We start from the raw sequence: 20,505 nt of genomic DNA, 5'->3' as shown, positions 1-20,505 counted from the left end.
GACGTCCCTCTCGGGGTTCACTCCGATGCTTCCTCTGCTTCGGTGGAAAGAATTGCGCTGAGCGACTTCTTGCCGGTTTCTACAACCTTTAGGTTGATTTGACGGGTGTCTTGGGTAATGGTATTCCCGCGGAAGGTGCGACGTCGGCGTAGTCCATCAGGCTTGTAACGGAATCGCTTCTTGTCGCCGCCCTTCTTCTTGTGAACGATAACTTGTCCCTTGTAACCGGTGGATTGGGTGACGAGGATCGATTGACGGGACCCGCCTTCCAAATCCTTACGAAGGGGTGTTCCAGTTTTGTCGGAGCCGCCGGTGATCTCGAGTTTGTAGCCGGAGAGTGTTTGTTCGCCTTCTCCAACGAAGATTCCGTCGACAACATCGCCGATTCGCTTTCCTAGAATTTGTGCGTGGTTGTTGCCTGTAATCTTCAATGAGTACGATTTTCCACCGTTGTCGGGGTTTGTATCATTGACTACTGCGACGAATTCGGATTGGTTTTTGCCGGACATACGAGCACCTCTACGAGATGTTCCGACTAACGACCCGTATTTAGCCCCATCGTATGGTGCATTGGCTTCGATTTCATCGTAAACGCTTGGGAAGGAGCAATTCAAGCCGGCTTGCGAGGTCAGCAGGGAGGTAGTGAGGCATGCTCAGATGCGTGGTACGTCCCCGACCACCGGGCACGGTTGCAACGCGGGATTCAATGAGTCCAACACCTTCGATGGTCTTGACATATTTCCACAGCGTGGTGTGACTCTTTGCCTTTTGTTCGTACTCTTCACAGACCACGGCGTAGAGCCCCTCAACATCACCCATGGTCATGGTCTCTTGCGTCTTCAATCGTCTGCACATGGCCAAGAGCGCAAGCATGACTGAGGGAGGTAGTTCGTCCACCTGCTCAAGATGAGCGGAGGTGTCCAGCGCTAGATTGTTGTTGAATGCATGGACGTCTTCAATGCTGATTTTACGCCCAGAGTGTTCATCTTGACGGTATTCACATCGTTCCACAGCATTGCTAAGGAGCTCGATTACCATTCGGGCATCGCCGCTCGGTGCTGCTTTTTCAGCCAATAAGGTCATGATTGCATCACTCCATGTCCCCGGTACCAACGCCGCTTCCGCACGTTGCCGGACAATGGCCTTGAGCCCGTCCAGGGTATACGGGGGTATTCGAACATGGTTGGTAATACCAAATTTGGAGAGGACTGCAGTCTCTAGAACGTCCAATACCTGCTCTTGGCTGATCAATATGAGCGAGAGGGTTCCTGTCCCTTGTTGGTCCTCGTCAATTCTGAGCAGTTGGTACAGCAATTCATCTCCTGAGCGGCGTAGCATGTGATCTACCTCGTCAAGAACAACCACGAGGTGGGTGGATGAATGACGCAGCATCTTTCTCAAACTCAGCAAAAGTTCACCCATCGAGAGGCCACGGTCCGGGTGACCTGGGTCCAACTGGTGGAGGATGCGTTGTGCAACTCGCATGCTCGTTGAAGCATTGCGACAGTTGACATGAGCAATTTGGATGTTTCTTTTTCCTGCTAGATGGCGGACTAAATCACGACAGAATGTTTTCGCTAGGACCGTTTTTCCAGAACCGACTGGGCCGGTAATAACTGCTCTTGATGCGCCTTCTGGGGATGCGATTGCGGTGAATTTCGAGGCGAGTTCTTGTTTGATATCGTCCCGGCCTACCAGCTCTTCAGGCAAATGGTCGTAATCCAATACGCTGGGGCTTGCGAGAATCGACCCCGCCCCGATTCGGTCAAGATAGCCGCTCATAACATGGGAATGCTCTTGTCAACCGTTCTAAAAGATGTGGTTCTGTTCAGCCTCTGAGCGAGGGAATTCAGAAGGTTTTATCCGCTTCGTATCAAGGGATTTCATCGAATTGGTAGCCGAGCTCCCATTTCTTTTCTCCAAGAGCAACTTCCATCTCAAAAGGCGTGATCAATGGTTTACGGTACTTCACAGCATCATCAATGGCGATTCGTGGGCACGCTGTATTCACAAATGCATCGACCGGGTAGAAATCAATCAATTCCGGGCCAACATGTTCCAAGGCGAGCAGGTATCCTTTCTTTCCGTGCTTTGCAAGCATTCGCTTCATGCGTAGTGCGAGTGTGCGTCGCATTTGACCTGGTTTTTCTCCAATGAGAATTCCGAAAGTTTGTGCTTCTTGCACGCTCATGATTAGGCCGAAGCGTTGGCGAAGAATTCGTTCGATGCGTTGGAGTGACATCTCTTCTGCATCACCGGTGTACGGGTCAAGCATAGCAAGGGGCTTGCCGGTGTGAAGAACGAGTCCAATCGGGTGGAAATCTCCGCTTCCGAGAAACAAATAATGGCCGATGCTCGGGTCATCACCGGAATAATTGCAACCGAGGACTTGGCCGGGGAACGAAAGACGGGCGCCACCGATGGGAATGGTGACGTCAAAACCAGCCTTTTCGAGGCGGTCGTGGTATTCCGGTAAGAGGTGAAGGTGTTGGATGGACCCAACAAGGCCCAGTTTGGTACCGGTTAGGGGCGCCATGCGTCCGACTGCATCCATGAAGCGCTCTTGTGCTTCTTCTTCGCTAAGGCCTTCCGTGTTGGATTGCTGAGTCATGCGTTCTTGGGCCATGGCGCGATGTTGATTGAGCCACGGGAGGACTGGAGACAGTTCGGGGTCGCCGTCGTAGGTGACGTTGATGAACTGTGTTGGCATTCCCGAGTCGATGTTCATCTGAGAATGCCCCATGTGCGCAACCAATTCAACTCCCATCAGTTGCATCTTGTCGTGGACGAGGTCACAGGCGCCGTAGCAAGGATCTGCTGCGAGTACGACTTGAGCGCTGGTTTCGGTTTCAATGGTATCCATCATTTCGAGGGCTTGCATCTTGAGTCCTTCCGGTACTTGGAGTGCAATTAAGCGATTGTCATTGGTGCGGATGCGCTCCATGAGTTCATCCAATTCAAAGTCGTGGCGGTCTAGGTCCATGTGGCTCCCTAACCTAGCGGCGATGCCGCTCCCTCATCAATGCACCCATCAAAATCAAACTTCTTCGTCCAAGAGAACGATGGTTTCTCCATCCATACGAAGACGGACCAAAGATTGAATCGAAATATCAGGATAAAGGCCCCGTAGGCGGTTTAAACCGTCGCCTTTCTCCACAACAGCGACAATATGAGTTACCTTTGCTCCTGCCCTAAGTACGCCTTCAATGACAGCTTCCAATGTTCCACCCGTAGAGAGAACATCATCAATGATGGCGATGCGTTCGCCCTTCTTGATGTCGTTAAGGAACATGGCGCCCTTGGAATAACCAGTGGATTGGTCGATCTTAACCTCTCCTTCCAAACCATAGGTGCGTTTTCTTGCGATGACAAGCGGAATTCCCGTTGACATGCTTAGGGGAGCGGTAAGGGGGAGGCCCATTGCTTCAATTCCCAAAAGAAGATCAACATTGCTCCAATCAATGCGTTCTCGTGAAAGGTCTGTAATTGCCTGTAGGATGTCCGGGGACATGCGTGGGACTCCGTCAGTAATCGGATGAATGAAGTAAGGATAATCCCCTTTCCAAATGATGGGGGCTTTGGCTAAACTCTCTCGCAAGCGTTGCATTGGCTCGTCCATGACAGCACGAAGTGTTGTCTGTTTATCATCCTTCAGCGGCGAATCGGCGCTGGAAGGTAATGTTCCAGGCTGATGCTCAAAGTTCGGCGAGGTACTCGACGTACTCGTCGGGTTCCAACAGGTTTTCCAGAACTTGCTTATCATCTGGATTCATTTTGAGTTCGTGGGGTTCGAGTAGAATGACCCATCCGTGGTCGTAAGCGGAGTCGTTGACCAAATCAGGGCTGATCTCAACTTCACCGTTAACATCGGAGATGATTCCTGCAAAAGGCGAAGTGAGCGAAATTTTCTCGTCAGCAGTCCATAGCGAGAACATGCTTCCGCCTTCGTCAATCTCTGTTTCAGCCTGAGGTAGAATCACTCGGAGTACATCGCCGATTTCGACTTTCATGTACTCACTGACTCCAATCATCAGCTTCTGGTCTTTTTGTTGGTACCACAGATGGTCCAACGAATATTTCCGGTTGTGTGCAATAGCAAATTCCACGATTTCTTCATCCATGGTTTTCCCTCTACGCCTCGGCTCACGCGGGTGGTATATGAAGGGTGAGGGGGATTGTGGCGATAAAAATAAAACAAACGGGTTAAGAAACTCGGCATCTTGGCTTAGGTTGGTGGCCCAATGAACTTTCAAGAAACCGACGAGCAACAGATGATTCGTGAAATGGTCCGTGACTTCGCCGAAACAGTGCTTGCTCCCACGGTAGAGCACCGAGATAAGCATCAGATCCCCCCCTCCGAGGCCTGGGAATCGTTTGTGGAATTCGGCCTCCAAAGCATCACGATCCCCGAAGAATACGGCGGCTCTCCCGTTGATGACGTCTCTGAAGCCATCATCATCGAAGAACTCGCCCGCGTTGACCCCTCATTTGCTGTGATGTACTGTGTTCATGTCGGCCTGTGCTCAATGACCATCGCCCTTCATGGTGATGAATCTCAAAAGAAAGCGTACCTTCCAAGGCTTGCTGCCGGTGAAGTGGGGGCTTACTCGCTCTCTGAATCAGGTGCTGGAACGGATGCGGCGGCCATGGTGTGCAAAGCAAAACTCTCCGAAGATGGAACTCATTATGTTCTCAACGGCGAAAAAATGTGGGTCACAAACGGGGCTCAAGCGAAAATCATCGTTCTCTTCGCCAAGGATGTTGACCACCCTGATTACGGCGTGAAGAAGCACGGGGGTACAACGGCCTTCATCATGGAATCAAGTTTCGAAGGATACTCGGTCGGTAAGAAGGAAGACAAACTGGGCATCCGCTCGTCGGATACTTGCACGCTGGTTCTCAACGATTGTAAAGTACCGGTGGAAAACGTATTGAAAGGCGTAGGAAACGGTTTCCCTATCGCCATGAACGCGCTTGATAACAGTCGAATTGGTATCGCTGCTCAGGCTCTGGGCATCGCTCAAGGCGCCTATGAAGCCGCTCTCAAATACGCCCACGAACGTGAAGCCTTTGGGAAGCCAATCGCTCATCACCAAATGATCATGGCTTACCTTGCAGACATGGCAACTCAAATCGATGCCGCTCGCTTGATGGTGTACAAAGCAGCATGGACCAAAGAACAACACTATCATGCAAACGGCCCACGCCATTCCAAGGAAGCTAGCATGGCGAAATTATTTGCAGGCGATACAGCAATGTGGGTTTCGGAACGCGCGATTCAAGTGCTCGGCGGCTACGGTTATACCAAAGAATTCCCAGTGGAGCGTTTCTTCCGCGATGCAAAGATTACTCAAATCTATGAGGGGACTCAGGAAGTCCAACGCATCGTGATTTCACGAGCATTGAAGTGAATCAAACTTCCTTGCAAATCAGTTCACGAACGGCTACGGACCACATGACGGGTTGAACGGTTAGTGCGAGGTATTGGCCCTCTTCGAACGATGGTTCCTCTCTCCGCTTCATCATCACTTGAACCGTTGTTCCATCAGTTGAGATACAACGAGCAGTATCTCCTCCTCGGCACTCACCTTCGCCAAGTAAGGTTCTGCTGACTTTAGTCACCATCCCGCTAAGCGTGTAGGCCGGTGCGGTTTCAAGAATTTTCATTGCATCGCTTCTTAATCGGGTTTGCTCAACCGTAGAAATAAGGTCGGACAACTGCCCTGATGCCGTTACCACTGGGGTCTCTTCTGCAAGCGGTTGAGATTCTTCGACGACGTCATCATCTTCGGGCCATTCCTCTTCCAAAGGTGCTTCTACTGTGACCTCGATGGTGTCAAGGTGTTTTCCAAGAACCGAAAGACTGACCTTGTAAACACTCGCTTCATCAGGCTCCAGAATAAAATGGTCCAAATTGGGATGGTCCATTTCTTTTGAAGTGGTAGTGAATGTTTCAGGAGTCGTTACTCCATCTTGCAGAATGGTGATGGTATACGATTCAACTTCAGCTGTGAATTTTGCAGTGAAATTAATGGGTTGTTCGACCAGATAAATCGTTCGTTCGCTGGTCAGCGTTCCAGCAAGTGGGATGTCCAACTCAAACATGGAATCAGGAATCTCAAGTCCATTTGCCGCAAGGAATGCCATCCAATCGGCAACGGGTATTCCTGTGGACGGGTCTGCATCAACGAATGAGAACATCAGTTCTACAACCCATTCAGGTGGGCGTTCTCCAGTCATTTTTGACAGTATATCTGAAAATTCATCACCGGAAATGATGCCGTTTTGGTCTTTGTCAAGTTCTTGAGTGAGGCTGAGAGCAGACATGGAGGACCCATTGAGCCACGTATTGAAGTTTTGATTGAGCAAGCGCGCCATCCTATTTTGTCCGCTGATGCTCTCTATTCGTTGCTTTAGCGCCACGACTTGACCATCAAATGTTGGGCGGGGCGGAAGCAATATTTTCTCTGCCATGTTATGGATGCAGAAGCATCTCTACCATCAATGTGATGCCGCGTCGGGTTCAAGGGAATTGAAGTTGAGGCCAATCCAATGGCTCACTATGCTGCCATGCAATGCGAGAAAGGTGGAGTTCAATTGCGTTCACTTCGGTGATATCGTGCTCAATTTGAATTCGGTGAAGCCAGCGCTTCAGTCGGCCCAAGCGGACTCCCTGCTCAACTCCAGTACGCTTCATGATCCAATGGCCATCAACAAGAGATTCACTGGGGGCTTTCTGCGACCCAAGTGAGGACCATTTCACTGCTACTTCGGTCATGCTTCCTTCCAACGGTTCACGGCCGTGAACCGAGGCTGAGATCTCCAGCAAAAGGTGTTGCAATCGAAGGTGAATGTTCGCATCTTCGCCCAGGCAGTAGCGGAAGACTCGCAGTGAAGATGTTCGTGGTTCTGGGATGGTTCCAAGGTTTCGATGGAATTGAACCGTTTCATTGAGAAGTGATTTTGGAAGATTAAGAGTGCCGAGCGACTTTTTTACCTCAGATGGATCAAATTCTGACAGGAGGAACCCCAAACGATGCTTTAGCAACCATGATTCGTTGAGGTGTTCCCCGAAAAGATCCAACAGGCTCGGCCGCACAAAACAGAGAGGCGGAAGGATGTGTTGTATTGTTCCATCATGAATCATCAGATTGAGGACTTCTGCGGCATGCCTACCGTTCAAGATTTTCCGAAACTCCGTCCATTTGCGTTCAATGGCTACTTTGGCGAGAATTGGTTGCTTCGATTGCATGGCTTGATGAAGCGTCGCTTCGAGGTGCCAGAGTCCCAATTGCCCTCGGTCAAGAAATCGGTATGCTCGAAAAATACGAAGCCCGTCTTCATCACAACGTTGCATAGGGTCGCCAACTGCACGAACAAGGTGTCCCCTCATGTCCTTCATGCCGTTGAAAGGGTCGTAGAGTATTCTTCTGGCCACGTCCACAGCCATTGCGTTAAACGTGAAATCACGCCGGCTTAGGTCTTCTTTGAGTGATGTTCCCCAAGTGACTTGGTCAGGTCTGCGGCCGTCTCTGTACATGCCCTCACTTCTCAAGGTTGTCAATTCATAATGTTGGCCTGCACCCTTGACTGTCACCGTTCCAAAATCAATACCGGTGGGGATCGCCTGTTCTCCAAAGAGCTTCATGGCCTCCTCCGGAGTGCAGGTTGAACACAGATCAATATCTCCACTAGGTACGCCGAGCAGAGCATCTCTTACACAGCCACCTACCGCCCATGCCCCGTGGCCGGCTTCAGTAATTTGATTGAGGATGTCAACGAGGTCATCCGGGAGCATCTCAATCCAACGATTGAGCGGCTCTGGGCAGGAGACGCCCGCAAGGGCGGCCTCTCTTCCAAAATCCAGTTCCCGCTTCATGTTCATGGGTGCTCAATTGAACATGGCGGGCCCACGGTTGAAAAAGCATTATGCCTCAAAGGGTGTTCCCCCCGTCATGGAATGGTCGGAAGATGATGTGGAACTTGTGCCTTTGAGTTGGTTAAAGGCCCATGAGGCCGTCAAGCCTCGTAACCAAAGGAAGTTGCTCGATATGACCCGTCGTTGGGGTGGATACACAAAACCGCTTATCGTAGATTCCAACACTGGTGCAATCCTCGACGGACATCATCGCCACGCCATCGCCCTTGATTTGGGTTTAATTCGCGTCCCGGTTCTTTGCGTGGACTATCTTGGTAACGATGCGATAAGCGTTGACGTATGGCCGGCATGCGGTCGTGAAAGCCTCTCGAAAGAAGATGTGATCTCCATGAGCCTCTCCGATGATGTATTCCCACCCAAAACCAGCAGGCATACGATGGCTGACGATACGCCACCGATTTTTATTCCTCTTGAAGTCCTTCTTGAACCACTCAAGCACGGTCCTGACGCGTCATGATGTACGCTCGCCATGCTGCGTTTCCTTTCCCAGAAAGTTTGACCTCATGCTGTGGTGGCCCCGGCAATTTGATTTCAACCCTTTTCAGCATTCCTTCGTGACTGAAATCCAGCCATGCCGACGTGTTTTGTCGCCCTTTTAGAACCGAGGTAAGATGGCTTAATGATTGAATACGCAGTTGATCGAGTGCGATCAATTCGTCTCCGACCTGAGTTTTTGTTCGAAGAGGGGAGCCGGAGTGGTACGTCGTGATGATGACCTTTCCCTTTTGATCCCGAAGTCCAACGCCAAGCCATGCTGTTGGGTCTTCTTCCGATTTTTCCGGTACGATGTCAAGCCGAAAGAACTTCATCGCTTTCTTGATGTCTGGTGCCGTTCTTTCATGAACAAGTCGGTCCAAATATGGGCCAAGGCTTTTACCGCCAGGAACTTCTTTCAGGGTCTTCCGTAGGCTCTTGTAATCGACACCCTGCTCATTGCTGCTTTCGTAATCTAGAGCAAAGCGATTGCACAACTCAGCCATGAATTCACATGCACCATAAGTTCCTTTGCTTCTCTTCTGTAATTCGACATCCAAACACATGATGGCTAATTCACCTTCCAAGTAGTATGAGATTTGACTCTCTCTCGTATAGGGTCCGCTTCTATAGAGGTGTATCCACGCATCATGGCTGGATTCAGAGAGGGATTCTCGATGCATCCCATTTTTACCCGTATGGCGCTTCATCTTCCGTTGGAAATCCTTTCTCCAATCGTCTTCACTCCAAGCTCCCGAGCGAACACAAAGCATGTCGCCAAGCCAAGAAGTCCCTCCTTCAAACCACCAAAGCAAATCCGTATGGACTTCCTTCTGCAAGTCATAATTTAGGAAATTCTTTGGTCGCAATCGTTTGACGTTCCATTGATGCAAGTATTCGTGAGAAAACAGACTTACAAGGTCTCGGTATTCATCATCGTGGCCAGGATACAGGCACTTGCGAGGCATCATTGAAGTCTGTGAGTTGAGGTGCTCCAATCCGCCGCGCCCCGTATCCGTCAAGTGAAGGACGGTGGTATATGTGCCCCATTTCGGCAAGCCGAAGAGGGCGTGGTGTTCCTTGATGATTCGCTCCATGTCAACAATAAAGCAATCGAGGCGTTCTTGATTTGGCTGGTGCCCACCGCTGTCCCAAATTTTTAGGTGGTGTGTTCTTCCATCAACAACATGGGTGAAGGACTCGTTTTCATTGATTTCAATGATTCCATCCAAGAGATGGTCCCTATTTGGGGCAGAAAAACTCCAGGTCGCAGTACCGGCTTTTTTTACCGGGGCTCCTGAAGATTCAAATTGGGTTGCTGGAGTCCATTGTGACGGGGCAGTGAGTACAATCTCGTGTTGCATGTTTAATCGCTCTTGTGAGATTCCTTTCTCCGGCATCATCCAAGTAAACGGAGGCATGAGGTGAAGGTGTGTACTGTCAAGGTGAGTTGAACGGACGCTTAGTTCAGCAGCGAGAATGGTGTAGTTCGTCTTTATCGATTCAGTGTTTTGGGGGATTGAAACTTCAATCCCATCCACGCCAACTCGTTTCCAACGCAGTTCTTTCCCCGCAGACGAAACGGCTGAGAAATTGAAGAGGTGCTGCATGGGTTCACGCATAAAATACGAACCGGGAACCCATCTAGGGAATCGTAAGACGAGTTTTCGGCCCAAAAATGGGCCGGTGATTGAAACGCCAACATGCAAGTGGTGATGTTCTCCATCTGTGGCATCGGCTGTGAATGTGAGGCCTGAGTTCTTGGTGCTCATGATGTGAGTTCATTTGCGGCGGTTGATAGGTTCTCGCACGCCACCTTGAGAAGCTCCGGTGGATTCGTTGCCATGAATTTCTTGAGGTTGTCGATCACATCGGGTTCATTTGCACGACCCAATAAACGCTCGAGTAATTTGCTTCGTTCAATGATGTCTACGTCTTGATTTCCGATCATATCCCAGCGCAATTCATCTTCCTGAGCTCCTTTACCCATGAGCCAACGTGCGATGATGGAATGCATGTTCGTTTCAATGAGGGTTTGAATGAGGACGTCACTTGAATCATCCACATTCCCTCTGAGATGTTTTGTGATGTCGTGAAAGTGTTGAGGGCCGAGTTTTTCAGCCAGTGCTGAAAGGTTGTTTGGATGATGCTTAGCCATCCAAAGGAACAACTTTACCGTTTCAGATTGCAAGCCAAAAAATGGCTGAATTGCCGACAATTCAACGGCTTCATCTCGGTTCAACAAGGCCCGCAATGCCTCGATTTGAACCGAAGCCGAAGCATCTTTGAGGCCGTTTAGAAGTTGTTCTTTGCTGCAGGAACGGTGCCTCATGGCGAGGCTTCGAATCGCATCATTGGCGTTCTGATGCATGGCTTCAATGGCCTTGTTATCTCCGTGTGTGAGTAAAGCATCAGCAGCTTTCCTACGGACGACTGAATCTTCATCATCAAGCATGACCTTTGCAATGGAGGTCCCGTTCTCGCCCAATGCGTCCAGAAGATTGGCTCCGCAACGGCGCACATTGAGAGATGAGTGAGCCGTTAAATCTTGAACCGCATCCAGCCCAACGGTTGGTGCCCAGCGTCGGTAAGCGTCCAAGGCTTTGGACACAAACCATGAATCTTCATCGTTCAAGAGCGACTTGAAGGCCTTGAGTGATTCAGGGTCTTCCAATTCAACCAAGGTTCGGACGGCTCGCCTTCGGGTACGTATGTCACGGTGCTTGAGGCGGCCCATGGCCCTGTCAAGTTCCCCTGCCATGATGCTCCCAATCTGCGCTCCCTCATAGGGCTGTTCTTTTGAAAACGCATCGTTTCATCGCATCTCAAGCCATGCGAATATGAGGATGATCGGTAGAACGTAAAACAGCCTTCGGTGCATGATGTGGGTTGATTCCATGTGCTCAATTACCGAAGGTGGAAGAACCTCAATGGATGACGAAGTTCTTCTTCTTCGGTTCAGAGGGATGTGCTGTTCAACATAACTCAACACTTGGTTGCGCAACTCGGGATTGCGACTGCGTTGTTCGCCTCGGCCAACGATGTAACGCAAGGTGTGCTTCTCAGTCATTGGAAGTGTTGCCTGAACAATGGCGAGTGGATGAGTTGAATTGTGCAAATCGATTCGAACAGCCCTTCCGTCGCCACGAACATGGCTCAAAACCCTCCACTTCCCTTGACCTTCGTTGAACCGGTCCAAGCAATCTCGTGCTTCATCCAATGGGTCTTCTTTACTGTAGTGTGGGGCTCGCCTCCATCCAAGGAAAGGGCCAAGGAGGACGGCGCATATTAACGGTGTTAAGCACATCAATTCCAAGAGGCGCACCAAGGCGTCAGGGTCCGTAAGCGCCGAAACGACTGCAAGTGAGAATCCGAGAAAAAGTCCGATAAAGGCTCCAGCCTGCAATCCAGTCATAAGGCCGATTCGGGGTGGAAGTTCCTCGGCCATACCCATTGATGAGGGGCATTTGAAATGAAGGCTTGCCTTCAAGCGGTAATAATTGAATAGATGAGCAACCTAAGGAGGCCATGGAGCGCAACGGTCTCAACGACCGGAGAAAAGAAGTCAAAATAGGCAGATGGGTCCTCGGTGTATCCGGTTTCCTGTTCGTCTCTTTTTTCCTCGCACCACTCACCCTCGACCCCGGGACCGTGGAGAACGTTGAAGGGCGTGCAAACGTGATCGATTTTTACTCAAAAGACGGGTCAGGTTCGTATGGGAATCTGGTCAAATACAATCACTCGCATGAGGATGGTTTCCATGAACATCAAGGCTATGTCTGGAGCGAAATGAATCCATATGCAGCAGTGATCTATGCCTTCGGAGACCTAAACTGCCATCAAAAGCATGAGCGTTCGCTCGAAATCAATGGAAATCAAATGCCGGTTTGTACGAGGGACCTCGGCATCTTTTTCGGATTGTTTATCGGTGGGCTGCTGTTTACTCAGCGAGGATGGAACCGATGGACGGTAAAAGACACCTGCCTCTCCCTTCTCCCCGCCGCTTGGTTGGTTCCAGTTTATGCTCGAAACTGGAGGTTGTTTGCTTGGCTTGGAGTTGGAGTTCTGCTCTGCTCTCCAATGTTGTTTGATGGATTTTACCAATTGTTGACGAACTATGAATCGACCAACAATAAACGGGTGATGACAGGGATTCCATTTGGCTTTGGTCTTGGGGTCCTCATGTGCAGTATGTTTGCATCACGAGCTGATGCATTTTCGGGTGCGGGGGCTGTCGTTTTGCCTGGCAACTCAAGATTTACCCTGGCCTCATCTGCTCCTCAAGACGAATCCGAATGAACGGGCGGGGCATTGGACCACCACACCAATAATTCCGATGCATTGGATGGAAGGGGGCAACCTTCATGACCGCTTGTCAGAATAACAAGGCGCTGGTGGATGTCTGAAATCGACTTCTTTAATCCCGAGGTGAGTTCTTTTCCATCATCGGTATGGAATATGTCTTCAAGCGCTTTGGACCATTCTTTATTCGGATTTGACCTGCGCCAAGACGCCAGAGACCCTCTCAAAGGCCACATGGCTAGCGTGAGGCGGGCGAATCCAAGTCGTTCGTCTCTTAATTTGAACAACTGGGCGTCTGAAAACGGAACGTGAGATTGTTGTTTGAAGATCCAATGTTCTGCTAGAAGCCATTTCACCAGGCGTTGTGTATGCCGTTGAGTAACCATTCTGATGGGTCCTAATGATGCATGAAGGCGCGGTACTTCGCTGGACCCAACCATGAGTGAAAGTGTTCCGAGGATCGACCAGCACGAGTGAGCGTAGGGCGTGGCTGGAACATCATGTTCCTGAGCAGTCTCTGTAGGCCAGTTGTCTTCTGCCTCTTGCATCCAATCCGATGGTGATTTTCCAGATAGCCAACCGACATGAATCGCCGTTCGTTCTTGAGGTGCCCCAGGCAATCGCGTCTGTTTTTTCACATCGTGAACCAGTTGATTCAACAAATTCCGGTCCACTTCATCCCCGTCCACATTCAGTGGAGATGGCTTACGGTTGAAGAATCGCCGCAGTTCGCTCCGGAGTGAGCGTTTGAGTTCATCCAATCCGCCCTCGTTGAGGATGGGTCCAACCACATGACATTGGTTGAAGGGTGCTGGTGCCTTTACCCCCCCGGCTAAGAGGTCATGAAACCCTTTGCGAATGGTTGTCTGAATTTCCTTTGTCTCAAAGTATTCCTGCTTGTCACTGGTCATCCGTAATGTGCCGGTTTTGATACGCTTCATGGCTTTTTTAGGGTCGCAGTCAATCCACAACACCAAGTCCGGAATCATTGCTGCAGCGTTCATTTTTGCAACTTGTTCAAGACCCAATTCCCCTACAACCCCCTGATAAATCAGCGAAGAATGAATGTTCCTGTCCGAGATAACTACGCACCCCTTCGCCAGTAATGGGCGGATGTATGTATGGGAGTGATCCAAGCGGTCGGCTGCGAACAAGCCTGCCTCTTCAAGGGGGGTTTTATCTCCCAACTTAACAGAAGAAAGGGCGAGTTTGCCAAGTTCGCTGTGACGGCGCGGCTCATGTGTTGAGATCACCTCGGGAAAAGGAAATTCACTGAGCAATTCAGCAAGAATTCTTGCGGCTTCACCTTTGCCAGACCCGTCACCGCCTTCTACTGAAATCAAGTACATGTTTCAGTCCTCTCGCTGGTCTTCAAAGTCAAATTTAGCAAAGATGTTGAGAATCATTCCAGCAAGAATAAGGGTCGGTCCAATGATAATAAAGCCTCTACCAAATAAGGCAAAGCCGGCGAAATACTGACTTCTTCGATAATGCCGCCCGCGGCGCATTTCCACGGCTGCTTGGACGCCTACGAACGACGCAAGAACGGTGACAATTCCGATTCCACTAGCAAGAGCGACTGCGAAGTCAAGACTTGGGCCCCCGATCGTCTCCGAATTGTCCTCATAACGCGTGTCATTGCCGCTTTTCATCGTCACCGGCATTAATCCAGCGTCATCAGGGCTAAAGGTGCGTTCAACGGTTTGAAACCCATCCTTTGAAAAAATAATGATGTGGACTTTCTTAGCAACGTTTTCCATGCTGTAGTAGCCGTATTCGTTCGTTGATGTTGTTTGGAGTTGGGCTCTCGAATCCTTTTCAAGAAGTTCAACGGTTACATTTTCAACGCCAGTGCCCTCAATGTCGAGGAGAATTTCTCCGGAGATGTCTGCCGTTTGTTGGTCGGAGTTCCATGCTGAAACAAAGGCTTCTGAAGGATTGCCTTGGAGGATTAAGGCTCCACTGATGATTCCAAGGATGCTTCCGATGAGGACAAGCGATGCAGCCAGATTCCTCCACCGGTCAGCATCTCGGTCCAACATCTCATACCAGTCATCTTGTTGAGGCTCTTCAACGGTGACAACTTCTTGATATTCATCCTGTGTAATGACGAGAGGTGCTTCAGGCTCGATGAGCGTTCCAGCGTTTTTCTTTGCTTGAACGCGCTCTCGAAGGGCTTTCATTCGGGTTTCTCGGTCATCCCCCAACTCCATGCCCCCTTGGTGAAGCCACAGTGTGCGCGGATAATACCCCTTCCCTTCGTGGTCCGCGCACAAGTCGTTCAGTGCTTCAGTTTCCACTCAGCGAAAACGATTAATCCTACAATCAGAAACAATGAGGCCCCGGCAAGGATGACAAGTCCGGTAATTACGCGGGATTTAGGCTTTGATGGTTCAAGGGGTTCAACATCACCATCGCCTGTGGAATTGTCTTGGGCTGGCTGCCCTTGCTCTTCAACAACGATGACGAAAGCCTCGCTTTTCAATCCAAGTTCAACCAATCGTCCAACGGCACCTAAGGATTCTGCACTGACTTTGTCGGGCGTATCTTCCATTGTGTGCCAGTATTCGCCGAAGGTCCCAGGGACCTTTTCACCGTACTGCGGGTCCATGAAACTGAGCGTAGGGATGCCCAATTCGTCAGGATGTTGATGGTCGTCGCCAACGTATGCAGTGATGTTGTATTGCATGGTCCCGTCACCATCAATTCCAGCGCACGATACGGTGCCGTTCACCATTCCTAGGGCGCCCCCTAGGGCTTGCGCTCGTGATTTCAATGTTGAATTTCCGATGTAGATTTTTTGGAGTTGTAGGTCACGGTCACCGACCATGTCCAATAAGACAAACGACTCCATATTGTCGATTTCAACTTGAGACAAATTATCAGCCCAAGCTTCTGCTCCTACGGTATAATTGTCATTTTGGTCTTCAGCATCGTTCCAAAACAGGGTGATGTCTTGTGAAAGGTTCATTGCAGGAATGATCCGAGCCAGTTCAATCAGAATTGCAGCTCCGCTGGCGGCATCATTTGCTCCGGGTACGGGCAAAGTTTGATTTGAGACATTCAAATCCTTATCCGCAATGTTACGGCTATCATAATGGGCTGAAATGACAATTCTTCCTCGCTCTTCATCTCCGGTTCCGTTGAGTGTTGCAAAGAGGTTGGTGAGGTTCATGCCATGCCGCTCATGCTGTTGGGTATAGACTTCCCAGCCCCACGCAGTTACGTTTTCTTCAACCGCTGAACGGAAGAGTGCGGAAGGTTCTGATTCTGGTATGCGTGGGCCGAGGGAAACCTGCCAGCCGACTGAAGTGTTGGCGTTTGTACCGCTGAAGGTGAGGTTTTCGGAGATGCCGCAGAGGGATGAATGTTCATCCTCCACGTTCCATTGGCTCTCATTTTGGGATGAAACCGATGTGCTGAGCGTCATCATTGCGATGATTAAGCACAGCCATGTTGCCGTCACTCTCGGCGAGGTTCTACTCGACATATTGACGCCTTTACCACGGACTCTTAAATACCTCCTTTCAAGTGGCTAAATTGGGAATCGGTCCTACGATTCCTAAAGGTGATTATTATGTCGGAACGACGCTCCACTCCCGCCCTCGTATTCGTTGCTCTTTTGCTTTTGATGAGCATGGGCCCATTCGCATTGACTGCAACCGCTGATTCGACCGAAGAGCAAGCATCCTCACCATCCGTACAGACGGATGGCGAAATCATCGGCGACCTTGAAGATTTCAACCCCAGTGATGGAAGTGAGTACTTGTTTATTCATGAAGAACAGCCGGTTGTATCCGCTACACAATTCATGCGGCAAGCGTGGGTTGACGCAGGGCGGCCAGGTGTTGACGACATGGTCGTTGATACCACAAACGGGCGCGCAGCAGGGCGCGCATGCACGCCACGAGTTGTAGGTGACACACTTACGGTTGCTATTTCGGGCGGTCAAATCGATGCCTATGTGGCGAAAACCACAAACAGCGTTGCCTTCATCGTGCAAAGCGGAAGGACACTGTCATCCACCGTTCTCAACAACCTCGCGAGCACATGGGACACAACCATTTATCCAACCATGACCACGTATTACGGTAAAGATTACCAAGACGGCCGAGGACTCGCGCCTCCCGATGTTGACAACAACTGCCAGGTGCAAATCATCGTCTACGATATCGACGGTGCTTACAACACGGGCGGATACTTCGCTCCATCGTTCTCCAGTTCCAGCGAATCCGTGTACGTAGACTATGCGGACATCACACTCTCTTGGGGCAAATCAATTCTGGCCCACGAATTGGAACACTTGCTGCACAACGCTTTGGACCCCTATGAAAATTTGTGGATTGACGAAGGAAACGCTGACGTAGCGATCTACCTCTGCTTCGGAGCGGATTCAACCCTCACGGGCCACGTGAACGCCTGGACTGCAAATCCCGAACAATCCGTACGTTGGTGGAATCAACGAATTGCCGATTACGGTGCAGGGTACATGTTCACCATGTATCTTGCAGAACACCTCGGAGGCGGCCCGGCGGTCCGTCAACTCGTCCAAGACTCGGCAACAGGGGGCCAAGGCGTCGAGAATCTGGCTCTTTCCCCTCAATCCGGTCCAGTGGGCGCAGTCGGCACGACGATGAGCGAAATATTCGCCAATTTCAGCATCGCCGCAACCCTTGATTCGGACCAAGGAATCTATGGGTATCCAAACTTGGATTTGAACCCCGTTTGCTCAGGCGGTCTGTTTTGCCGCGCTCAGCCAACCGAAATAAACAGCGATTGGAGCTCACCGTGGTCTTCTACCGGTAACACTCTCGAAGGATGGGGCATTCGATCGTTCAAGTTCACTCCTGGCGGAGCCTCACCTGCTCCGTTGACCTTACGCCTAACTGCAGACGTATCGCAATTTGATGGTGTCGTCGTTTCGAAGGCCACTTCCGATGGACTCTGGAGCGTCTCTGATCTTAATTTCAAAAACAAAGTGGCCACTGGCCTTGTTCCTGGATTTGGTAACCTTACCGATGAGGTATGGGTGATTACATGGTATGGAAGTACGATTGCGGACTGCGATTACACCTCATGTGGGCCTTCTTATCCAACAGGCACTGTTGATGTTGAAGCGGCTCGAATCACTTCACCAGCTACGCTTTCCTTGAACACGACCACGCTTGGAGACCGTGATGGAGACGGCAGTGATGATACCGTTCAGATTGATTACGGCGTATTGTCAAACGCTTTCTTTGAAGACTTGGATGTTGAAGTTACTGTGACTGACAGTTCAGGAACGGTTGTAGATTTCGTGACCGACCGCATTGCTGCGGGTGGCGGTTCAATCGTTGACAGCAGCGTTTACTTTACTGCCCCTCTCAACGACATGTACTCTTTTTCAATGGTCATGAAAGACATGCTTGGGTCCGTGGTTGATACCCTGCAGACATCGCCACAAACGCTCAACAACATGCAACCAGTTGCTAACGGAACCCTTTCACTCACGGACGTTCAAACTTGGGAGAACCTCCAATTCTTGGGCGGTGGCTTCGATGCATGGGGACTCTCTTTGGACAACAATACCTTGCCGTACCTCGACGCTCCCACCGCATATGCATGGAGCTTTGGAGACAACGTAACATCGAATTTGAAATCACCGTTACGTTCCTATGCGGCGGTAGGTTCGTTCAATGCTACGTTACGAGTCATGGACCAGGGTGGCAGTTGGTCTGAAACCGAAATCCATCCGGTAAACGTGTCTGATTCAACGGATCCCTTTCCCGTCATAACCGTCAACAATATTGTTGTTGAAGAAGAGATTTCACTCTTGACCAATCAACGAATCTTGTTCTCTGCTGGACGTACGACCGATAACGTCCCTCTTGACTATCTTGACTTCCATTGGGATTGGGGTGACGGTACCAGTGACTCTGGACTTGGAGTTTACTCTCAGCAACACGAATGGGGCGATATTGATGGAGAAAACATCACCTACGACCTCATTCTGACAGTTTTTGACGGTAACAACAACGGGACGAAAACCATCAAGGTGAACATCAACAATCGCCTACCTGTGCAAATTTACGCAGAGACGATGACGACCATGACCTACACGAATTTGGTGATGCCCGATGTCTTTATCGATGACGATGGAACCATAGATGCCTACGATTGGACCTTCACCGATGGAGTAAGGATTGCTCCTGGTATGCCTCAACGAGGTGATGATTACTCAACCGTCTCCAGCAGCCTCTCAAACCCAATTGTGTCATGGGATGTTCCTGGGAACAAGACCTTGATGCTCACGGTGACCGATGATGATGGAAGTGAAATGACGACCATGCTCAATGTCGTTGTTTTAAACCAACTGCCTTTTGCCTCATTTGATGTGATTTCATCGTCTACTGTTGGCTCTCAATCCATTGATTTTAGAGAGCAAGATGGAGAGGTAGACGAGCCCTATACCTTTGACGGCAGAGACAGTACCGACCCTGACGGGACGGTTGGAGACTCAACGGACCTGATTTACAATTGGACCTTCTCGGATGGAACCTTCGGAGAACGTCCTCAAGTGACTCACGCCTTTTCCGAACCCGGTATCCACTCTGTGACACTTGTTGTTACCGATGAGCGTGGAGAAAGCAGTTTCCCACGAACCATGACGGTGCGAATCATCAATCCTCTCCCCATCATTCAAGTCCGAATTTTGGACGGTTGGCTTGACGACCAAAAAATCACTTCTTCAACCTCGTTCCCCGAAGGAAGCGTCCCCGATGGATGGTCTCATACCTTCAACGAAGAGAACCATGTTGTTACTGCTCCCGGCGACATGCTGTATTTTGACTCCTCTGGGACCCGAGACGGCGATCGTCGCTTTGAAGGGCGCTACATCCCCTTCGAGGTATCCTCGCCCGACTGGAACGGTCTGGTGCAATACACCTGGGACTTTGGAGATGCAACTCCTCTCGAGCACGATGCAAGTCCTTGGCACGCCTATGTTTTGCCTGGCACCTACGATGTAACGCTCACTGTACGGGATGCTTTTGGGACCGGGGACGTGACTCGAATGACCTTTACCGTGGTCGTGAACTCACCTCCGGAAATTTATGAAATTTTCATCCCTGAGGAAATCATTGTTGGGGACTCTTACAGTTTCAATGCAAACGTGTCTGACATGCAAGATGATGTGGAGCTTGAAATCTATCGAGACCTGGATGTTGAAGACGGCTCAATTTACGAGCGAGATGAGCGCATTCTCACAGAGTTGACCGTTCGTTGGGACTTTGACCTCTCACAGGATGAAAACGAGAATGGAAATGCTGGTGACGATTGGATCGAACCGACTGCTGGTTACGATGTTCGTGCCAGTCATGCGTGGGAATTCACTGGATATTATGAGCTCAAGGTCGAGGTGTGCGACGGGCTTGGCCAGTGTGAGTCCATGGCCGAAGAGGTAGAGGTTGTTCCTGAACCTGATGGCCCACCATCACTTTCGGACTTTACCGCAGATGAATGGAAATCATGGATTGCCGATGCTGGGTCAGAATTGGCCACATTCATCGGTCTGATTGCAGTCGCCTTAATTCTTGGTTGGTTGGTTATGCGAGAACCAAGTTCTCTTGAAGAAGAGGCCAAGGATGCCGCAGAGACTTATTCGGATGTTGAGATGGTCGAATCCCAAGGTGGACTCCTTGGTATGGATCATCACTTGCCTCCACCGGCGCCGAAAATCCTCTCCAAGGATGAGCGTCGAAGTGATGACAGCGGTTACATCCGCCCACTTCGTCGCCGTTGAGCCGACATGA

17 protein-coding genes are annotated in these 20,505 nt (G+C 50.3%); 4 read left to right on the top strand and 13 right to left on the bottom strand.

The features are described 5' to 3' along the window. Positions 1-17: 17 nt before the first annotated feature. The 5 genes from AAA857_RS01460 to AAA857_RS01440 form a co-directional block, all read right to left on the bottom strand. A complete protein-coding gene (locus AAA857_RS01460) occupies positions 18-509 on the bottom strand; it encodes a S6e family ribosomal protein (RefSeq protein WP_338172340.1) in 492 nt (163 codons plus the stop codon). A gap of 73 nt (positions 510-582) precedes the next feature. Further along, the gene (locus AAA857_RS01455; protein WP_338172338.1) at positions 583-1,782 is read right to left on the bottom strand and encodes an AAA family ATPase; all 1,200 of its coding nucleotides are present in this window, start codon (positions 1,780-1,782) and stop codon (positions 583-585) included. A 91-nt stretch (positions 1,783-1,873) separates the two neighbouring features. Next, positions 1,874-2,983 carry a diphthamide biosynthesis enzyme Dph2 gene (gene dph2, locus AAA857_RS01450; protein WP_338172335.1) on the bottom strand — a complete coding sequence of 370 codons (1,110 nt, stop codon included), beginning with the start codon at positions 2,981-2,983 and terminating at the stop codon, positions 1,874-1,876. A gap of 54 nt (positions 2,984-3,037) precedes the next feature. After that, positions 3,038-3,619 carry a hypoxanthine/guanine phosphoribosyltransferase gene (gene hpt, locus AAA857_RS01445; protein WP_338172333.1) on the bottom strand — a complete coding sequence of 194 codons (582 nt, stop codon included), beginning with the start codon at positions 3,617-3,619 and terminating at the stop codon, positions 3,038-3,040. 76 nt (positions 3,620-3,695) lie between these two features. Then, on the bottom strand, positions 3,696-4,121 hold the full coding sequence (locus AAA857_RS01440) for a hypothetical protein (RefSeq protein WP_338171761.1): 426 nt from the start codon (positions 4,119-4,121) through the stop codon (positions 3,696-3,698). A gap of 120 nt (positions 4,122-4,241) precedes the next feature. On the opposite strand from AAA857_RS01440, the gene AAA857_RS01435 reads away from it, so the two are divergent. Next, entirely contained in the window at positions 4,242-5,411 is a 1,170-nt protein-coding gene (locus tag AAA857_RS01435) for an acyl-CoA dehydrogenase family protein (protein ID WP_338172331.1), read from the top strand. Between the two features lies 1 nt (position 5,412). Here the strand turns inward: AAA857_RS01435 and AAA857_RS01430 are convergent, their stop codons facing one another. After that, positions 5,413-6,474, bottom strand: coding sequence for a hypothetical protein (locus tag AAA857_RS01430; RefSeq protein WP_338172329.1), 1,062 nt, complete (start codon positions 6,472-6,474; stop codon positions 5,413-5,415). A 49-nt stretch (positions 6,475-6,523) separates the two neighbouring features. Further along, the gene (locus AAA857_RS01425; RefSeq protein WP_338172326.1) at positions 6,524-7,885 is read right to left on the bottom strand and encodes a hypothetical protein; all 1,362 of its coding nucleotides are present in this window, start codon (positions 7,883-7,885) and stop codon (positions 6,524-6,526) included. Positions 7,886-7,955: 70 nt separating this feature from the next. Here AAA857_RS01425 and AAA857_RS01420 point away from each other — a divergent pair, with 70 nt between their 5' ends. After that, the gene (locus AAA857_RS01420) at positions 7,956-8,396 is read left to right on the top strand and encodes a ParB N-terminal domain-containing protein (RefSeq protein ID WP_338172324.1); all 441 of its coding nucleotides are present in this window, start codon (positions 7,956-7,958) and stop codon (positions 8,394-8,396) included. Here AAA857_RS01420 and AAA857_RS01415 read toward each other — a convergent pair. From AAA857_RS01415 to AAA857_RS01405, 3 genes are read right to left on the bottom strand one after another with little or no spacing between them, the layout of a single operon-like run. After that, the gene (locus tag AAA857_RS01415) at positions 8,371-10,185 is read right to left on the bottom strand and encodes a PDZ domain-containing protein (protein WP_338172322.1); all 1,815 of its coding nucleotides are present in this window, start codon (positions 10,183-10,185) and stop codon (positions 8,371-8,373) included. The genes AAA857_RS01420 and AAA857_RS01415 overlap by 26 nt on opposite strands. Then, positions 10,182-11,174 (bottom strand): hypothetical protein, encoded by a 993-nt coding sequence (locus AAA857_RS01410; protein ID WP_338172320.1) that lies wholly within the window; start codon positions 11,172-11,174, stop codon positions 10,182-10,184. The genes AAA857_RS01415 and AAA857_RS01410 overlap by 4 nt, the downstream gene beginning before the upstream one ends. 54 nt (positions 11,175-11,228) lie before the next feature. Then, entirely contained in the window at positions 11,229-11,861 is a 633-nt protein-coding gene (locus tag AAA857_RS01405; protein WP_338172318.1) for a hypothetical protein, read from the bottom strand. Between the two features lie 80 nt (positions 11,862-11,941). Between AAA857_RS01405 and AAA857_RS01400 the strand changes: the two genes are divergently transcribed. Then, positions 11,942-12,712, top strand: coding sequence for a DUF2085 domain-containing protein (locus tag AAA857_RS01400; protein ID WP_338172316.1), 771 nt, complete (start codon positions 11,942-11,944; stop codon positions 12,710-12,712). Here AAA857_RS01400 and tmk read toward each other — a convergent pair. The 3 genes from tmk to AAA857_RS01385 form a co-directional block, all read right to left on the bottom strand. After that, positions 12,694-14,064: a dTMP kinase gene (tmk, locus tag AAA857_RS01395; RefSeq protein ID WP_338172314.1), complete on the bottom strand. Its 1,371-nt coding sequence runs from the start codon at positions 14,062-14,064 to the stop codon at positions 12,694-12,696. The genes AAA857_RS01400 and tmk overlap by 19 nt on opposite strands. 3 nt (positions 14,065-14,067) lie before the next feature. Next, entirely contained in the window at positions 14,068-14,928 is an 861-nt protein-coding gene (locus AAA857_RS01390) for a carboxypeptidase regulatory-like domain-containing protein (protein ID WP_338172313.1), read from the bottom strand. A 68-nt stretch (positions 14,929-14,996) separates the two neighbouring features. Continuing rightward, the gene (locus tag AAA857_RS01385) at positions 14,997-16,205 is read right to left on the bottom strand and encodes a M28 family peptidase (RefSeq protein ID WP_338172311.1); all 1,209 of its coding nucleotides are present in this window, start codon (positions 16,203-16,205) and stop codon (positions 14,997-14,999) included. An 87-nt stretch (positions 16,206-16,292) separates the two neighbouring features. Here AAA857_RS01385 and AAA857_RS01380 point away from each other — a divergent pair, with 87 nt between their 5' ends. Beyond that, positions 16,293-20,495, top strand: coding sequence for a PKD domain-containing protein (locus tag AAA857_RS01380; protein WP_338172309.1), 4,203 nt, complete (start codon positions 16,293-16,295; stop codon positions 20,493-20,495). Positions 20,496-20,505 lie beyond the last annotated feature (10 nt).

This window comes from Candidatus Poseidonia alphae (assembly GCF_943787815.1).
In the GTDB taxonomy this organism is placed as follows: Archaea; Thermoplasmatota; Poseidoniia; order Poseidoniales; family Poseidoniaceae; genus Poseidonia; species Poseidonia alphae.
The sequence above is the reverse complement of the archived record's forward strand: the minus strand, read 5'-3'. Positions and strand labels throughout refer to the sequence as shown.